At 76.6% G+C, this 15,965-nt stretch carries 17 protein-coding genes and 1 pseudogene; 12 read left to right on the top strand and 6 right to left on the bottom strand.

Annotated elements, in window-relative coordinates; genetic code table 11:
- The first annotated feature begins 196 nt into the window (after positions 1–196).
- On the top strand, positions 197–1,564 hold the full coding sequence (locus ACRYM6_RS15860) for an MFS transporter (RefSeq protein ID WP_432543850.1): 1,368 nt from the start codon (positions 197–199) through the stop codon (positions 1,562–1,564).
- 33 nt (positions 1,565–1,597) lie between these two features.
- Here ACRYM6_RS15860 and ACRYM6_RS15865 read toward each other — a convergent pair whose 3' ends face one another.
- On the bottom strand, positions 1,598–2,752 hold the full coding sequence (locus ACRYM6_RS15865) for an FAD-dependent monooxygenase (protein WP_432543851.1): 1,155 nt from the start codon (positions 2,750–2,752) through the stop codon (positions 1,598–1,600).
- 63 nt (positions 2,753–2,815) lie between these two features.
- Between ACRYM6_RS15865 and ACRYM6_RS15870 the strand changes: the two genes are divergently transcribed.
- Positions 2,816–3,544, top strand: a complete 729-nt coding sequence (locus ACRYM6_RS15870; RefSeq protein ID WP_432543852.1) for a hypothetical protein — start codon at positions 2,816–2,818, stop codon at positions 3,542–3,544.
- A gap of 45 nt (positions 3,545–3,589) precedes the next feature.
- On the opposite strand, the gene ACRYM6_RS15875 is transcribed toward ACRYM6_RS15870, so the two are convergent.
- Positions 3,590–3,964 carry a VOC family protein gene (locus ACRYM6_RS15875; protein ID WP_432543853.1) on the bottom strand — a complete coding sequence of 125 codons (375 nt, stop codon included), beginning with the start codon at positions 3,962–3,964 and terminating at the stop codon, positions 3,590–3,592.
- 40 nt (positions 3,965–4,004) lie between these two features.
- On the opposite strand from ACRYM6_RS15875, the gene ACRYM6_RS15880 reads away from it, so the two are divergent.
- Positions 4,005–4,487 (top strand): GNAT family N-acetyltransferase, encoded by a 483-nt coding sequence (locus ACRYM6_RS15880; RefSeq protein WP_432543854.1) that lies wholly within the window; start codon positions 4,005–4,007, stop codon positions 4,485–4,487.
- A gap of 22 nt (positions 4,488–4,509) precedes the next feature.
- On the opposite strand, the gene ACRYM6_RS15885 is transcribed toward ACRYM6_RS15880, so the two are convergent.
- Complete coding sequence (locus ACRYM6_RS15885; protein ID WP_432543855.1) at positions 4,510–5,160, bottom strand: hypothetical protein; 651 nt, start codon at positions 5,158–5,160, stop codon at positions 4,510–4,512.
- A 73-nt stretch (positions 5,161–5,233) separates the two neighbouring features.
- Here ACRYM6_RS15885 and ACRYM6_RS15890 point away from each other — a divergent pair, with 73 nt between their 5' ends.
- The 4 genes from ACRYM6_RS15890 to ACRYM6_RS15905 all read left to right on the top strand — a co-directional run bounded on the left by ACRYM6_RS15890 (position 5,234) and on the right by ACRYM6_RS15905 (position 9,124).
- Positions 5,234–6,382, top strand: coding sequence for a zinc-dependent alcohol dehydrogenase (locus ACRYM6_RS15890; RefSeq protein ID WP_432543856.1), 1,149 nt, complete (start codon positions 5,234–5,236; stop codon positions 6,380–6,382).
- Between the two features lie 10 nt (positions 6,383–6,392).
- A complete protein-coding gene (locus tag ACRYM6_RS15895) occupies positions 6,393–6,971 on the top strand; it encodes a hypothetical protein (RefSeq protein WP_432543857.1) in 579 nt (192 codons plus the stop codon).
- A 143-nt stretch (positions 6,972–7,114) separates the two neighbouring features.
- Positions 7,115–8,686 carry a GGDEF domain-containing protein gene (locus ACRYM6_RS15900; RefSeq protein ID WP_432543858.1) on the top strand — a complete coding sequence of 524 codons (1,572 nt, stop codon included), beginning with the start codon at positions 7,115–7,117 and terminating at the stop codon, positions 8,684–8,686.
- Between the two features lie 39 nt (positions 8,687–8,725).
- Complete coding sequence (locus ACRYM6_RS15905; RefSeq protein WP_432543859.1) at positions 8,726–9,124, top strand: hypothetical protein; 399 nt, start codon at positions 8,726–8,728, stop codon at positions 9,122–9,124.
- 42 nt (positions 9,125–9,166) lie between these two features.
- Here the strand turns inward: ACRYM6_RS15905 and ACRYM6_RS15910 are convergent, their stop codons facing one another.
- The gene (locus ACRYM6_RS15910) at positions 9,167–10,576 is read right to left on the bottom strand and encodes a putative bifunctional diguanylate cyclase/phosphodiesterase (protein WP_432543860.1); all 1,410 of its coding nucleotides are present in this window, start codon (positions 10,574–10,576) and stop codon (positions 9,167–9,169) included.
- A 69-nt stretch (positions 10,577–10,645) separates the two neighbouring features.
- The gene (locus ACRYM6_RS15915; protein ID WP_432543861.1) at positions 10,646–11,245 is read right to left on the bottom strand and encodes a histidine phosphatase family protein; all 600 of its coding nucleotides are present in this window, start codon (positions 11,243–11,245) and stop codon (positions 10,646–10,648) included.
- Between the two features lie 79 nt (positions 11,246–11,324).
- Between ACRYM6_RS15915 and ACRYM6_RS15920 the strand changes: the two genes are divergently transcribed.
- The 4 genes from ACRYM6_RS15920 (at position 11,325) to ACRYM6_RS15935 (ending at position 15,246) form a co-directional block, all read left to right on the top strand.
- Positions 11,325–11,861 carry a beta-class carbonic anhydrase gene (locus ACRYM6_RS15920; RefSeq protein ID WP_432543869.1) on the top strand — a complete coding sequence of 179 codons (537 nt, stop codon included), beginning with the start codon at positions 11,325–11,327 and terminating at the stop codon, positions 11,859–11,861.
- A gap of 289 nt (positions 11,862–12,150) precedes the next feature.
- Positions 12,151–12,903 (top strand): IclR family transcriptional regulator, encoded by a 753-nt coding sequence (locus ACRYM6_RS15925; RefSeq protein WP_432543862.1) that lies wholly within the window; start codon positions 12,151–12,153, stop codon positions 12,901–12,903.
- A 47-nt stretch (positions 12,904–12,950) separates the two neighbouring features.
- Positions 12,951–14,468, top strand: coding sequence for a glycerol kinase GlpK (gene glpK, locus ACRYM6_RS15930; RefSeq protein WP_432543863.1), 1,518 nt, complete (start codon positions 12,951–12,953; stop codon positions 14,466–14,468).
- 52 nt (positions 14,469–14,520) lie between these two features.
- Positions 14,521–15,246, top strand: a complete 726-nt coding sequence (locus ACRYM6_RS15935; protein ID WP_432543864.1) for a GNAT family N-acetyltransferase — start codon at positions 14,521–14,523, stop codon at positions 15,244–15,246.
- A gap of 15 nt (positions 15,247–15,261) precedes the next feature.
- On the opposite strand, the gene ACRYM6_RS15940 is transcribed toward ACRYM6_RS15935, so the two are convergent.
- A complete protein-coding gene (locus ACRYM6_RS15940) occupies positions 15,262–15,720 on the bottom strand; it encodes an Lrp/AsnC family transcriptional regulator (protein WP_432543865.1) in 459 nt (152 codons plus the stop codon).
- 93 nt (positions 15,721–15,813) lie between these two features.
- On the opposite strand from ACRYM6_RS15940, the pseudogene ACRYM6_RS15945 reads away from it, so the two are divergent.
- Positions 15,814–15,965, top strand: a pseudogene (locus ACRYM6_RS15945) (rhodanese-like domain-containing protein); the annotation flags it as partial.

A 15,965-nucleotide genomic window follows, 5' to 3' on the forward strand; every position in this document is an offset into this window, starting at 1 on the left:
TTTCCCAGGGCGCAGCGCACACAACCCGCGGCCTGGCGGTGGTGGGCGCCCACACCCGGGGCCCGGCCCGCCGGTCGCCCGGACGTGTCGGCCCGGCACACGACGGCCACCTCGAAGGGGGTCCCGGAGCACATGGTGGCCGGCGCGACGCGCTCCTAGCGTCGGAGCAGCAGTTCCCTCGACGAGGAGAGACCCCATGTCCGCACCTGCGCACCCCCAGCGGGGGTTCGGCCGCGTCGTCGGCGCGAGCCTCATCGGCACCACCGTGGAGTGGTACGACTTCTTCCTCTACGGGTCGGCCGCCGCGCTCGTCTTCCCGGCCCTGTTCTTCCCCGAGAGCTCGGAGTTCGCCGGCACGCTGCTGGCCTTCGGGACCTACGCCGTCGGGTTCGCGGCCCGGCCGATCGGCGCCCTCGTCTTCGGCCACTTCGGCGACCGCGTCGGGCGTAAGAAGCTGCTGGTGATCTCGCTGCTGATGATGGGCGGCGCGACGTTCGCCATCGGCCTGCTGCCCACCTTCGCCACCGTCGGCGTGCTCGCGCCGGCCCTGCTGGTCACCCTGCGCCTCGTCCAGGGTTTCGCCCTCGGCGGGGAGTGGGGCGGGGCCGTCCTGCTGGTGTCCGAGCACGGGAAGCCGGAGAACCGGGGTTTCTGGTCCTCCTGGCCGCAGGCCGGTGCCCCGGCCGGGAACCTGCTCGCCACCGGCGTCCTGGCGCTGCTGGCCGCGTTCCAGTCCGACGCCGCCTTCGAGAGCTGGGGCTGGCGGATCCCGTTCCTGCTGTCGGCGGCCCTCATCCTGGTCGGGTTGTTCGTCCGGCTGTCGGTCAGCGAGTCGCCGGTCTTCCTGGAGGCGCAGCGCGTCGCGGCGCAGCGGGCCGCGGACAGCGGCGTCGCGGAGACCCCGCCGCTGCTGACGGTGCTGGGCCACTACAAGCGGGAGGTCCTGGTGGCCATGGGCGCCCGGATCGCCGAGAACGTCTCGTTCTACCTGCTGACCGTCTTCAGCCTGTCGTACCTGACCAAGGCCCAGGGCGCGGAGTCGTCGTTCGGGCTGAACGCCCTGGTCGTGGCCTCCCTGGTGCACCTGGTGACGATCCCGCTGTGGGGCGCGCTGTCCGACCGCATCGGCCGCCGCCCCGTCTACCTGTTCGGCGCCGTCGGCACCGGCGCGTGGGCGTTCGCGCTGTTCGGCCTGCTGGACGCGGGGAACTTCTGGGTCAGCGTCGCGGCCATCACCGTGGGCCTGCTGTTCCACGGGGCGATGTACGGCCCGCAGGCGGCGTTCTTCGCCGAGCTGTTCGGCACGAAGTCGCGCTACACCGGTGTCGGCATCGGCTCGCAGCTGGCCTCGCTCGTCGCCGGGGCGCCCGCGCCGCTCATCGCCCTGGCCCTGCTGGGCAGCTTCGCCGACCCGAACCCGACGGCGGTCTCGCTGTACCTGCTCGGGTGCGCCGTCGTCACCGTCGTCGCGGTCCTGGCCTACGGGGAGACCCGCACCCGCGACCTCGCCGCCGACCACGCCGTCGTGCTGAAGGGGGCCGAGCGGCCGGTCGGCCACGTCTGAACCCGGTGGGGGCGGGTGCGGAGGCGCCCGTCCTCACCCGGCCGGGCGCGGCGGCGCCCAGCGCTGCAGCGGCTCCGCCGCCCGGGCCAGCACCGGCCCCGGGGTCGCGCTCAGCGCGGCGTCGCGCACCGCGACGGCGAGGGGGTGGGCGAGCTGACCGACCGCTCCCACCGAGCGGGACCGGCGGGCCACCCGGCTCGTCCGGCGACGGCGGTCCCGGTCGTAGCGGGCCAGCGCGGGGCGCAGGTCGCCGCCGCCGCGCGCCCCGCGCAGGAGCACGACGAGGGTCGCGGCGTCCTCGATCGCCTGCCCGGCCCCCTGCCCCAGGTCCGGGGTCATCGCGTGCGCGGCGTCACCGAGCAGCACCGTCCGGTCCACCACGAACGACCGCAGCGGCCGGCGCAGGTCGTGGACGTCGTGCCGCAGCACCGCCCCCGGCGGGGTCGCCGCCAGGCACGCCGGGACCGGGTCGTGCCAGGTCCCGAACCGCTCGCGCAGCGCGTCGAGGTCGTCGGCGGCGCCGTCGGCGGGCCCCGGGGGCGCTGCGGCGGTGGCGAACCAGTAGACGCGCCCGTCGGGCAGCGGGACCACCCCGAACCGCTGCCCGCGCCCCCAGGTCTCCCCCGCCTGCCCGCCGACGTCGAGGGCGCCGGCGGTGACGCCCCGCCAGGCGAGGTACCCGGCGCGGCGCAGGCCGGTGTCCAGGCCCAGGGCGCTGCGGCTGCTGCTGCGCAGGCCGTCGGCGGCGACGACGAGGTCGAACTCCTCCGCACCGCCGGGGGTGCGCAGCACCGGCGCCCCGTCGGGCGAGACCGACGCGGCCGCACCGGTCCGCAGCGTGCCGTCGCGCAGCGCGTCGAGCAGGGCGCGGTGCAGGTCCGCCCGGTGCACGCTGCGCAGGGACGCGACCGCCGCCGGGGGCAGGGTCGTCATCCAGCGCCCCGAGGGGCGGCGCTGACCGGCGCGCAGACCCGCGACGCCGGCGCCGGTGACGGCCCGCACCCGCTCACCCAGCCCGATCGCGTCCAGCGCGGCGAACGCGTTGCCGGACAACGTCAGACCCGCCCCGAGCGCGCCGGCGTCCGCGCGGCGCTCGTGGACGCGGACGTCGTGCCCGTCCCGCTGCAGCCCCGCGGCGAGCACGAGGCCCCCGATGCCCGCCCCGACGACCGCCACCCGCACGCCCACCGCCGTGACGCTAGTGGACCCGGCCGGCGGCGCCCCGGCGGCCCGGTGGGCGATGCTGGACCGGTGCCGAGCCCCCGGGGAACCGACCACGCCGACGGGACAGCCGGCCTGCCCGCCGCCCTGCTCGACCTCGCCCGCCGGCTGCCCGCACCGCCGGTCCTGCGCAGGCACTGCCAGGGCCTGGCCGTGCTCGACGCCATCGCGGCCGAGGACTCCGTGGACCGGTACTACTCCTTCGACGCCGCCTGGGGCACCGGCGAGCAGCTGGCCTCCATGGACGACGGCAGCGGGAACTCCTGGTCGATCACCTTCACCCCGGCCGGGGCGTGGCTGCGGGGTTTCGACCACGAGAGCCCGGTCAGCCCCTACGCCGAACCGTTCGACCTCGACTGGCGCGCTGCGGTCCCGGCGCCGCTGCGCCCGGCGGCCACGGAACCGGCCTTCACCGACGGGGACCTGCCGCTGCTGACCCTGGCGTGCTGGTGGCTGGACGCCGACGCGGGCGGCGGGGGACCCGCGGAGCCGCGCTGGCACCCGGTGCGGTTCCGCCGATCGGTCCCGTCCGACGTCGACGACGGCAGCCGGTGGCTGCTGGCCGAGCTGGACACCGACCCGGACGCCTACGTGAGGTTCGCCGCGGAGTACCACGAGACGGACCTGGACCGCGCCGACGTCGCGCACGTCCTGGCGCTGCGGCCCCTGGACGAGGGCCTGGTGCGCCGGCTCAACCCGGCGCGGACGCTGGCGGGGCTGGCCGGGGACGTCGCGCGGATCGGCTACCCCGGCCCCTGACCCGGCCCCTGACCCCCTCCCGGCCCGGGGGGTGCGGCCGGCCCCTCACGCCCCGGGCAGGAACAGGCAGAAGAGGTGCCCGTGCGGGTCACGCATGACCCGCACCCCCGGTGCGGGCTGGTGCGTCTCGACGCCGGCACCCAGGGAGACCGCCCGGGCCTGCTCGGCGTCGAGGTCGTCGACGAGCACGTCCAGGTGCGCCTGCATCGCGACCCCGCCCTCGCGCGCGGGCCAGGTGGGGGGCGTGTCACCGGGCTCGCGCTGGAAGCTCAGCCCCGGCCGCTCCTCCTGCGGGCTCCGCAACCGCACCCGGTCCGGGTCGGAGGAGACCACGCTCCAGCCCAGCAGGGCGGCGTAGAAGGCGGCCAGCCGGCGCGGGTCCGGCGTGCTGAGGACGACGGCACCGAGGGGAGCGGTCACCGGGACATCCTCCCGCCGCCGGGTCTGGCAGCATCCGCACGTGCCGCCGCTCCGGGACGCCGAGCTGACCGCCCTGACCCCCGCCGACGCCGGGGAGGTGCTGACCCTGCAGCGCGCCGCCTACGCCTCGGAGGCGCAGCTGTACGCCGACCCCCTCCTGCCGGCCCTCACCCAGTCGCTGGAGGAGCTGCGGGAGGAGCTGACCGCCGACGGCGGGTACGGCCTGCGCCTCGGGCCGCGGCTCGTCGGGGCGGTGCGCACCCGGGTGCGGGGCGAGGAGGTGCACGTCGGGCGGCTGACCGTGGTCCCCGACCTGCAGGGGCGCGGCCTCGGCTCGCGCCTGCTGGAGGCCGCCGAGACCGGCAGCGGCGCCTCGTGGGCCGTCCTGTTCACCGGCCACCTCAGCGTCGCCAACCTGCGCCTCTACCGGCGGCGCGGGTACCGGGAGACCCACCGGACGTCCCTGCGCGAGGGGGTCGACCTGGTGCACCTGCGCAAGGACCTGCGCGAGGACCTGCGCTGACGGCACCCGCCGGACGCGGCCGTCAGTGGCTGCGCCGGCCCCGCTGCGACCTCAGGACCGGGGGCAGCAACCGGTCGGCGACCACGCCGGTCGCCACCGAGAACACCGTCTTGTGGAGCACGTCGACGGCCAGTTCCGCGACCGGCCACGTCGCCGGCGGAGCACCGACGCCGGTCGCGTTCTCGACCGTCTGGTCGAAACCCAGGCGCACGACGGCGTGCCAGGCGTTGGCGTGCGCCCCGCGGATGCCGGTGGCCGCCCACACCCCGCGCAGCGCGCCCAGGGTCGCCGCCGTGCCGTAGTGCATGACGTGGTTCCAGACCACCGGTGTCGCCGCGTCGCCCGGGTCCCGGCCCAGCAGCGCCAGCAGCGCGCGCGCCGGGACGTGGGAGTCGCGGCGGTGCGTCACGGCCTGCTCCAGCTTCTCCCCCACGCTCATCACGGCCCCGCCGGCCAGTCCCGCCACGGCTCCCGCACCGGCCGCCCGCAGCACCGCGGCGGGCCGGGAGCGGGCGCGGCCGAGGGGTTTCGCGAGGTCCATCGTGGTCACCGGTCCCGGGGGGTCGTGGACGTCGTGCCGGTCGACGTCCTGGTGGACCCACCGTGCCCGCGGGTGGCCGCGGGCGCCACCGCGGGCCCGGTTGCGCTGGCAGGCCCGCCCGTCCTGACGCACAGTGGGGCCCTCGGGGTCGAGCCACCGGCCCGTCTGGCGGAGGCGGCCACCGGCCGCGGCGGGGAGGCGGCACGTGCGGGCGATGGTGTACCGGGGGCCCTACCGGGTCCGGGTCGAGGAGAAGGCCCCACCCAGGATCGAGCACCCCAACGACGCGATCGTCCGGGTGACGCTCGCGGCGATCTGCGGGTCGGACCTGCACCTGTACCACGGGCTGATGCCGGACACCCGCGTCGGGACGACGTTCGGGCACGAGTTCATCGGCGTCGTCGACAGCGTCGGCCCCTCGGTGCGGAACCTGAAACCCGGTGACCGGGTCATGGTGCCGTTCAACATCTCCTGCGGGTCGTGCTTCTACTGCGCGCGCGGGATGCTCGCCAACTGCCACAACGTGAACCCCAACGCCACCGCCGTGGGCGGCATCTACGGCTACTCGCACACCACCGGCGGCTACGACGGCGGCCAGGCCGAGTACGTGCGGGTCCCGTTCGCCGACGTCGGGCCGGTCGTCATCCCGGAGTGGATGCACGAGGAGGACGCGGTCCTGCTCACCGACGCCACCGCGACGGGGTACTTCGGCGCCCAGCTCGGCGACATCCGCGAGGGCGACGTCGTCGTGGTCTTCGGGGCCGGCCCGGTCGGGCTGGTCGCGGCGGCCTCGGCGTGGCTCATGGGCGCCGGCCGGGTGATCGTCGTCGACCACCTCGACTACCGGCTGGAGAAGGCGAAGACGTTCGCGCACGCCGAGACGGTGAACTTCGCCGAGCACGACGACGTCGTCGTCCACCTCAAGCGGATCACCGACCACCTGGGCGCCGACGTCGCGATCGACTGCGTGGGCGCCGAGGCCGACGGGAACTTCCTGCAGCACGTCGCCGGGGCCAAGCTGAAGCTGCAGGGCGGTTCGCCGGTCGCGCTGAACTGGGCGATCGACGCCGTCCGCAAGGGGGCGACGATCTCGGTGATGGGTGCCTACGGGCCGGTCCCGAACGCCGTGAAGTTCGGCGACGCCATGAACAAGGGCCTGACGCTGCGGATGAACCAGTGCCCCGTGAAGCGGCAGTGGCCGCGGCTGTTCGAGCACCTGCGCAACGGGTACCTGCGCCCGCGCGACCTGGTCACCCACCGCATCCCGCTGGAGCACGTCGCGGAGGGGTACCACCTGTTCTCCTCCAAGCTCGACGGGTGCGTCAAACCCCTCATCGTCCCCACCGCCGCCTGAGGAGCCCGCCATGGCGTACTGGCCGCAGAAACCCCCGCTGCCGGAGACGGTCGAGCAGTTGCGCGCCCGCATCCCCGGCTGGGGCGCCGACCTCGACCCGAAGGACCGTCCCGCCGTCCCGCAGGAGGTGTTCGACCCGGAGGCGTACGGCGCGCACTGGGAGTTCCCCGACCGCCAGCCCGAGCGGTACGGCCCGCGCGAACGGTCCATCGAGCACGCGTTCCTGCCCCCGGTGTTCGGGACCAGCGCCCCGCTGCACGGGGTGTCCGGCCGGATCCGCCGCCTGGCGTACGACCGGTTCAGCGAGGCCCGCAACGCGCACTGGCTGCTGCTCATCGCCGCCGACCGCGTCGACGCGTTCGAGGGTCTGCTGACCTCCGCCGCGCGCGGGCGACCGGACGACCCGGTCACCGAGACCGGTGTGCTCGCCGAGGCCACCGGCCACCCGGTCCGCTCCCGCGCCGGGCGCGTCGACACCCACCACCAGTGGATCGACCCGCTGATCGTGGGCGGGCCGTGGGTGGCCGCCGCGGCCGGGGTCGCCGCGGGTGCCACCGCCGTGGTGCGGCGGGCGCGCCGGAGCCGGTAGGCACGCCGCCGCGCCGCACGCAGGGCCGTCCGGGGGACGGTGGGCGCCCCGGGCGGCCGCCCGGCTCAAGGCGCCCGGGAGCGGGACCGACAGTCCGGGCGGGGGACGGACGGTCCGTCCCCGGTCGGGACCGCGGAGTCGTCGTGAAACGGGTCGTGTCGAGCACCGCCGGCGTCCTGCTGGTCGCCGTCGTCGGCGCCGGCGCCGTCACCGGTTCCCTGCTGGCCCGGGCCGACGCCGCCCAGGGCAGCTCGGCCGCCGGGGCCCGCTCCGCCGCCCTCCGGCTCGCCGCGGTCCGCCTCGACCTGTGCACCGGCGTGACCGAGCTGGCGATCGCCCGGGTCCGGGAGGGCGGCGAGGGCGACGGGCAGCTCGACCGCGACGCCGCGCAGGCGCGGTGGGAGACCACCCACCGCGCGAGCGCGGCCACCCTCGACGACCTGCGCCGCGGCCCGGCCGGCGGGGACGCGGGACGGGCCCGCGCCGCGCTGACCGAGCTCGGCGCCAAGGGTCCCGCCGACGTCGGCAGCTTCCTCGCGGACTACGCCAACCCCGTCCTGGACGTCTGCCTGAGCGCCGAGTCCGTGGGGGGCCGTGCGGTCGACCCGCTCGAGGCCGCGCTGTCACCGCTGGACGAGCTCATCGCCTCGACCGGGTACCAGCAGGTGGAGTTCGCCGCCGCCGAGGCCGCCCTCGGGATCGGCGCGCACGACCGCGACCTGACCGACTGGCTCCGGTCCCAGGGGTACGCGGTCGCCGGGCAGCCCCTGGTGACCGGCGCGGTCGAACCCCGCCTCGTGCCCCCGGCGGCGGGGTCGCGCGAGGAGCCGGGCGTCGCGGGACTGCTGGCCGACCTGCGCCGGCAGGACCCGGCGATCGCCCGCGAGGTGCTGGCGCTGGCCGCCGGCCCCGACGGCACCGCGCAGGAGTCGGCCTCCCGCTGGACGTCCGCGGTCCTGGACGGGACGGAGCGGTCGAGCCGGCCCGTCGCCCCCGGCGACCTCGCCGTGAGCGGGTCCCGGCTGGCCGCGGCCCTGCACCGCAGCGCCTCGACCGGCCTGGCCGAGCGCGTGGACCGCCTGGACGCGGACCGGGACGCCGCCACGCGCTGGGCGCGGCTGTGGCTCGCCGTCGCGGTCCTCGCCGGTGCGGGCACGCTCGGCGTCCTGGTCCGGGTCGTGCACGTCCGCCGCCACCACGAGCGGTTGCTGCAGGCCGTGGCGGGCACCGACCCCCTGACGGGGCTGGCCAACCGCCGCGCCCTGGACGAGCGCACCGCACCCCGCTTCGCCGACCGCGAGACCGCGACCCACGCGGTCCTCGCCCTGGACCTCGACGGGTTCAAACCCGTCAACGACACCTACGGGCACGCCGTGGGCGACGAGGTGCTGCGCGCCGTGGCCAAGCGCGGCCGGGCCGCGCTGCGCCCCCGGGACGTGCTGGCCCGCACCGGCGGGGACGAGTTCGTCGTCGTGCTGCTCGACCTGCCGCCGCAGGACGCCGCGGCGACCGTGGCCCGCGTCGCGGCGGACCTCGAACGCACCCTCGCCGAGCCCCTGCACCTGGGGACGCTCACCGTCCGCGTCGGGGTGAGCGTCGGGTCCGCGCTGCGCGAGGGCCGCGGCGACCTGCCCGGCACCATCGCGATGGCCGACCGCGCGCTGTACGACGTGAAGCGCTCGCGCCCGGGGCGGGTCGCGCCGCGAGAGGGCTGACCCCGCCGGGGGGACCACCGCGGGACCTACCCTGCCGGGGTGGACGACGAGGAGCTGTTCGCCGAGCTGACGCGGCGCCTGCGCGAGCACGTCGACCCCGACGTGCGCTACGTCGAGGGGGCGTTCGTGCTGCACCGCTGGGACTTCGCGACCGACCAGTTCCCGGACGGCACGGTCCTGGACCCGCCGCTGCGGTTCCACGTCACGCCCCGGCAGCTCGGCGCCGTCTGCCGGGACACGGCCTCCGACGCCGTCAGCGCCTTCGGCGGGCAGGCCGAGCAGGCCGTCCTGAACCTGCTGCTGGCTCACCTGGACGAGACCCTGGAGGTGGGTTTCGACCGCGCCCCCGGCCGGCGGCACGTGCTGATCGAGCCCTACCTCGCCTTCGTCGACGACCCCGCCGTCCCCGACCAGCCCCTGCCGCCGTTCGCGTGGTGAGCCCGGTCCGAGGTCGAGCCCGGTCCCGACCGTCCCCTCGGCTCAGCGGACGGTGAGCACCTCGACCGCCGGGTCCGTCAGCCCTTCCGCGCGCGCCCACGCCACGGCCTGCGCGGCCGGCAGCGGCCGGGCGAAGAAGAACCCCTGGAGCTCGTCGCAGCCGAGGGCGCACAGCCGGTCGGCCGCCGCGACGGTCTCCACGCCCTCGGCGACCACGACCAGCCCGAGCCGGTGCGCGAGCTCGATGAGGGCCGAGACGATGGCGTCGGCCTGGGGGTGGGTGACGAGCTCGGCGACGAACTGCCGGTCGATCTTCAGCTCGTGGACGGGCAGGCCCCGCAGGTGGACGAGGCTGGTGGACCCGGCCCCGAAGTCGTCGACGGCGACGCGGACGCCGCGCTCGCGCAACTGCGCGACGGTGGCGCGGGCCCCGGCGGGGTCCTGGACGATGGCCGTCTCGGTGATCTCCAGCACCAGGTCGGCCGGTGACCAGCGGGTCAGGGCGAGGGCTTCCTCGACGATCCCGAGCAGGCCGGGGTCCAGGCTGACGGCGGAGACGTTGACGGCCATCGTGGTGCGCAGGCCCGCGGCGCGCCACGCGGCGGCCTGCCGCAGCGCGCTGAGCAGCACCCAGCGGGTCAGGGCGTGGATCAGGTGGGTGCGTTCGACGACGGGCAGGAAGTCGGCCGGCATCAGCAGCCCGCGGGTGGGGTGCTCCCAGCGGACCAGCGCCTCGAAACCCAGCAGCCGGGCGCCGTCGCCGGAGACCTTCGGCTGGTAGTGCAGGACGAGCTGGTCGCGCTCCATCGCGGTGCGCAGCTGCCCGAGCAGTTCCAGCCCCCCGGTGGAGTGCGGGTCGCTGGCGGCGTCGTAGCGCAGCACCCCGGCGCGCGAGCGCTTCGCCGCGTACATCGCGACGTCGGCGCGCTGCAGGAGTTCGCCCAGGGTGTGCCCGTCGGCGCCGGCCACGGCGATGCCGATGCTGCCCTGCACGTCCAGCGGGACGACCCCGGCGTGGAAACCCCCGACGCCCAGGCCCGCGAGGACCCGTTTGGCGACGACCTCCAGCTCGGCGTCGGACCCGGGGTCGGCGACGAGGACGGCGAACTCGTCGCCGCCGAGCCGGGTGACGACGGCCGCCTCGCCGAGGGTGGCGCGCAGCACGCCGGCGACCTGCACGAGGACCTCGTCGCCCGCGGCGTGCCCCAGGGTGTCGTTGACGTCCTTGAACCCGTCGAGGTCGAGCAGCAGCAGCCCCGGCCGCCCGCCGCGGGCCAGCAGGGGTTCGGCGAGCTCGTGCAGGGCCCGCCGGTTGCCCAGCCCGGTCAGCGGGTCGGTGCGGGCCAGGTCGCGCAGGACGCGGTCGCGCTGGCGGACCAGCACGGTCAGCGCGACGGCGGCGGCCACCGTCACCAGGACGGCGATGGTCCAGGCGGTGGTGGCGGCGGTCACACCGCTCCATCGGCACGCGCCGTCACCACCTGAACCCCGCCTTGCGCCGGACGGGTGACGCCGATCGGGTCAGCCGGCGGCCGGGACGCTCCAGCGCACCAGCACCGGGCGACCGTGCTCGTGGCCCAGCTCGCCCCACGTCCCGGCCTCCAGCGCGAACAGCGCCCCGGCCGTGGGCGACAACCCCAGCCAGCTCGCGAGCAGGACCCGCAGGAAGTGCCCGTGGGCGACGAGGACGACGTCGGCGTCGCGGCCCGACCCGGTCACCAGGTCCTGCGCGCGCCCGAGCACCAGCCGGGCCCGCTGGGCGACCTGGTGCACCGTCTCCCCCGGGGTGGCGCCGGGCACGACCCCGTCGTGCCACACCGACCAGGGCCGGCCCAGCTCGGCGGAGATCTCCGCGGTGGTCCGGCCCTCGTAGCCGCCGTAGTCCCACTCCACGAGGTCCTCGTCGGTCCGCGGGTCCCGCAGCCCGGCCAGCTCCGCCGTGCGGCGGGCCCGCTGCCGGGGGCTGACGAGCACGGCGGCCACGTCGCGGCCGGCGAAGACGGGGGCCAGGGCGCGGGCCCGGTCCTCCCCCTCGGCGGTCAGGGGGACGTCGGTGGTGCCGGTGTGCTGGCCCGACAGGCTCCAGGCGGTCTGTCCGTGGCGGACGACGAGGATGGACACCGCGCGAGGCTACTCCCCGACCCTGTGCGGCGCGGGGGGACCGGACCCCGGCCGAGCGGCGGCGCGGGCCGTGGTGACAATGTGCCCCGTGGATCCCTTCGCCGACGTGCTGACCGCCAACGCCGAGTACGCCAAGACCTTCGTCGACGACGGCCGCCCCGGGGTCGCCGGGGTGGGTCTGGCCGTCATCACCTGCATGGACTCGCGCATCTCCCCGCTGGAGATGCTCGGGCTGGGCAAGGGGGACGCGAAGATCCTGCGCAACGCCGGGGCGCGCGTCACCGACGACACCCTGCGCACCCTCGTCCTGGCGCACTACCTGCTCGGGGTGCAGCGGGTGCTGCTGCTGGCGCACACCGACTGCGGGATGACGAAGAACACCGACACCGACGTGCACGCGAAGGTGCTGGCGCAGGGCGTCGACTCGCGCAGCATCGACTTCCGCACCATCGCCGACCAGCGCGCGACCCTCGTCCACGACGTGCAGCGCATCCGGTCCTGGCCGTTCCTGCCGCCGGCGATGCCGGTCGCGGGCGGGATCTACGACGTGCGCACCGGCGCGATCGAGATGGTCGTGGCCGCCGACGCCACCGCCGAGGCGCTGCCGGGCGCCTGAGGCGCGCCGGCCGCGGCAACCCGTTCGCCGCGACCCGCGCCGCGGTCACCCGCCCGCGGGGGCTGGTGGAGCAGGGCCACCGCGGGGCTCCGGAGCTGCTGGGGTCCGGGGTGGTGCCGGTGCGGGTCTCCGCCCCGGAGGTCACCCCCGACGTCGTCGCGGTCGGTGCGGCCGTCGCCTTCCGCGCCGCGCTGGAGGACCCGGGCCCGGCACCGGCCGAGGTCGCGTCCACCACGTCCGGACGTCCACCGGCGCCCGCGGCGGGACCCGGCTGGGCCAGGATGGGGCCGTGCCCGGGCCCATCCAGTCCATCGAGCGGGCCGCCGCGGTGCTGCGGCTGCTGGCCGGCGCCGGTCAGGGCCTGGGCGTCGTCGACATCGGCAACGCGCTGGGCCTGGCGAAGACGACCGCGCACGGCATCGTCCGCACGCTCGTCGACGTGGGGTTCGTCGTGCAGGACGAGTCCGGGGACTACCGGGCCGCCCCGGACCTGGCCGACCTGGGCCGCCCGCGCATCGACGCGAACGACCTGCGCGCCCGCGCGGTGAACTGGGCCGACTCCCTGGCGAGCCGGTCCGGGGAGTCGGTGCGGCTGGCGACGCTGTCCCAGGGCCGGGCCCTCGTCGTGCACCACGTGTTCCGCCCCGACGACAGCGCCCAGGAGCTGCGGACGGGGACGTCGCTGCCCGCGCACGCGTGCGCGCTCGGCAAGGTCCTGCTCGCCTCGGCGCCCGTGCGGCCGGGGGGCCGGCTGGCGGCCATGACGGCCCGCACGGTCGTGGACCCCGCCGCGCTGCGCCGGACGCTGGCCGCGGTGCGGGAGCAGGGCTGGGCGCTGGAGGTGGACGAGCTGGAGGTGGGCGTGGCCGGGATCGCGGCCCCGGTGCGCGACCTCGGCGGCCTCGTCGTGGGCGCGCTGGGCATCGAGGGCCGCACCGAGCGGCTCGTCGACGGGCGCGGGCGCCCGCGCGCGGGCCTGGTCCCGGCGGTGCGGCAGGCCGCGCGGGCGATCTCGCGCGAGCTGGGGGTGCGGGAGGCGTGAGCGGCCGCCCTGGTGCCGGTGATCGCCGGCACCCGATGATGGCCGGTGTGAGCGACCGGCCGGAGCACCAGGGGTACGTGGTCGCGATCGACCAGGGCACCACCTCGACCCGCTGCATCCTGTTCGACCACGCCGGGCGCCTGGTCGCGGTGTCCCAGCGCGAGCACCGGCAGCACTACCCCCGGCCCGGCTGGGTGGAGCACGACGCCGCGGAGATCTGGCGGGCCGTGGCCCGGCTCGTCCCGCAGGCCATGGCGCAGGTCGAGGCGACGCCCGCGGACGTCGTCGCGATCGGCATCGCGAACCAGCGCGAGACGGTCGTCGCGTGGGACCGGCGCACCGGGGACCCGGTGGGCCCGGCGATCGTGTGGCAGGACACCCGCACCGCCGACCTCGTCGAGGAGCTCGCCGCCGACGGCGGGGCGGACCGGTTCGCCGGCCTGTGCGGGCTGCCGCTGACGACGTACTTCGCCGGGCCCCGGATCGCGTGGCTGCTGCGCGCCGACGCCGGGTTGCGCCGCCGCGCCGAGAACGGCGACGTGCTGTTCGGGACGATCGACTCCTGGCTGGTGTGGAACCTCACCGGCGGCCCCGACGGCGGCCGCCACGTCACCGACGTCACGAACGCCAGCCGCACGATGCTCATGGACCTCACGACCCTGGACTACTCCCCGCGGATGCTGGAGGTGTTCGGGATCCCGCGGCGGGCGCTGCCGGAGATCGTGGCCAGTTCCCAGGTGTACGGGCGGGCGCGCGCCGTCGTGCCGGGCGCCGTCCTCGGTGCCGCGCTCGGGGACCAGCAGGCGGCGCTGTTCGGGCAGACGTGCTTCTCCCCCGGCGACGCGAAGTGCACGTACGGCACGGGCAGCTTCCTGCTGATGAACACCGGCACGGAGATCACCCGGTCCTCGCACGGGCTGCTCACGACGGTCGCCCACCGCATCGGCGACGAACCGCCCGTCTACGCGCTGGAGGGTTCCATCGCCGTCACCGGCGCGCTCGTGCAGTGGTTGCGCGACAACCTCGGGCTCATCTCCACCGCCCCGGAGGTGGAGACGCTGGCCCGCACGGTGCCCGACAACGGGGGCTGCTACTTCGTGCCCGCGTTCTCGGGGTTGTTCGCCCCGCACTGGCGGGCCGAGGCCCGCGGGCTGCTCATCGGGCTGACGGGTTTCGTCACCAAGGGGCACATCGCGCGCGCCGCGCTGGAGTCCACGGCGTGGCAGACCCGCGAGGTCGTCGAGGCGATGGACGCCGACTCGGGCCTGCGGCTGAACTCGCTGCGCGTCGACGGGGGGATGACGTCGAACAACCTGCTGATGCAGACCGTCGCGGACGTCCTGGACGCCCCGGTGGTGCGGCCCATGGTGAGCGAGACGGTGTCGCTGGGCGCGGCGTACGCGGCGGGCCTGGCGGTGGGTTTCTGGCCGGACACCGAGGCGCTGCGCCGGCGCTGGCACCGCGCCGGGCAGTGGGAACCGGCGATGGAACCGGGGGTGCGGGACCGGGGGTGGGAGGACTGGCAGGAGGCGGTGCGGCGCACGTTCGGGTGGATCCGGCACTGAGCCGCCGGAAAACCCCTCCCCCCGCCGCCGGTGTCCCTGCCACCCTGTCCCGGTGCCTGACCTGTTCACCGCCCACGCCGACGCGTGGGCCGTCCTGAGCGGTGCCCGCCCCGGCGGGGCCGTCGCCCGGTTCCCCGGTGTCCGCGCCGCGTGCAGCGGGATGCCTGCGCCGCAGTACAACGGCGCCGACGTCGTGGACCCCGCCCTGGCCGATCCCGGGGAGGTCGCGGCGTGGTTCGCGCGGCGGGGCACGCCGTGGGCGTGGCGGGTCCGCGCCGGCACGGACTGGGGCGGGGAGCTGGTCGTGCGGCAGCGGCTGGCGGGCGTCGACGCCGCCGGGTTCGCGCCGGTGGACCTGCCGGCGGGGTGCGCGGTGCGCGTCGCGGGCGCCGGGGACCTGGACGCGCTGGCGGCCGTGGACGCCGCCGCGTTCGGCGGGGAACCGGCCGCGGTGCGGCCCTGGTTCGCGGGGCAGCTGCGGACCCCCGGGGTGGAGGTCGTGCTCGTCACCGGGCCCGGCGGGCCGCTCGCGGCGGCGTACGCGGTGCGCTCGGACGGGGACGCGGGCCCGGCGGTGCTGCTGGGCGGGGTCGGGGTCGTGCCCGCGGCGCGGCGGCGGGGGGTGGCGGCGGGGCTGTCGTCGTGGGCGCTGGGGCGGGCGTTCGCGGCCGGGGCCCGGTTCGCGCACCTGCAGCCCGACGACGACGCCGCGGCCCGGGTGTACGCCCGGCTGGGGTTCGTCGAGGGGCCGGGGCTGGAGGTCCGGGCGCCGCGGTGAGCGGCGCCCGCGGGCTCACGCCGGGCGCAGGTGCCGGCGCGGCAGCGGGCTGGAGTACACGACGCTGGTGGTGACGGCGCCCAGGGTCGCCAGTTTCCCGGTGAGGCGTTCGAGGTCGCGCATGGAGCGCGCCAGCACCTTCAGCACGAAGCAGTCGTCGCCGGTCACGTGGTGGGCCTCGACGATCTCCGGGGTGGTGTCCAGCAGGTCGTGGAACGGCTTGTAGTTGCCGGTCGGGTACGCCAGGCGCACGAAGGCGGTGACGGCGTACCCCAGCGCCTCGGGGTCCAGGGTGGCGCTGTAGCCGGTGATGACGCCGCTGTCGGTGAGCCGGCGCAACCGGTCGGCGGTCGCGCTGGCGGACAGGTTGACCGCCCGGGCCAGGTCGGCGACGCTGGCCCGGCCCTCGCGCTGCACCTGCTCCAGCAGGGCGTGGTCGGTCGCGTCCAGGGCGGGCCGGGGATTCGTCGTCACGGCGGCGAAACTACCGTCGATCCCCCGGCGGCCGGGCGCGAACGCCGCCGAACGCCCCTGGTCGGGCGGTTCCCGGGCCGGTTCGATGGAGCCATGACGAACGAGATGACCGGCGAGAACCCCGCGGTGGCCTTCTTCGCCGCCCAGCTGGCCTTCCAGACCGACCCCGCCGACCTGGCCGCGGCCCGCGCCGCCGGGGAGGCCCCGGTGGTGCTGGACGTGCGCTCGGCGCAGGGCTGGGCCCA

This window comes from Kineococcus rugosus, assembly GCF_050871975.1.
Lineage (GTDB): Bacteria > Actinomycetota > Actinomycetes > Actinomycetales > Kineococcaceae > Kineococcus.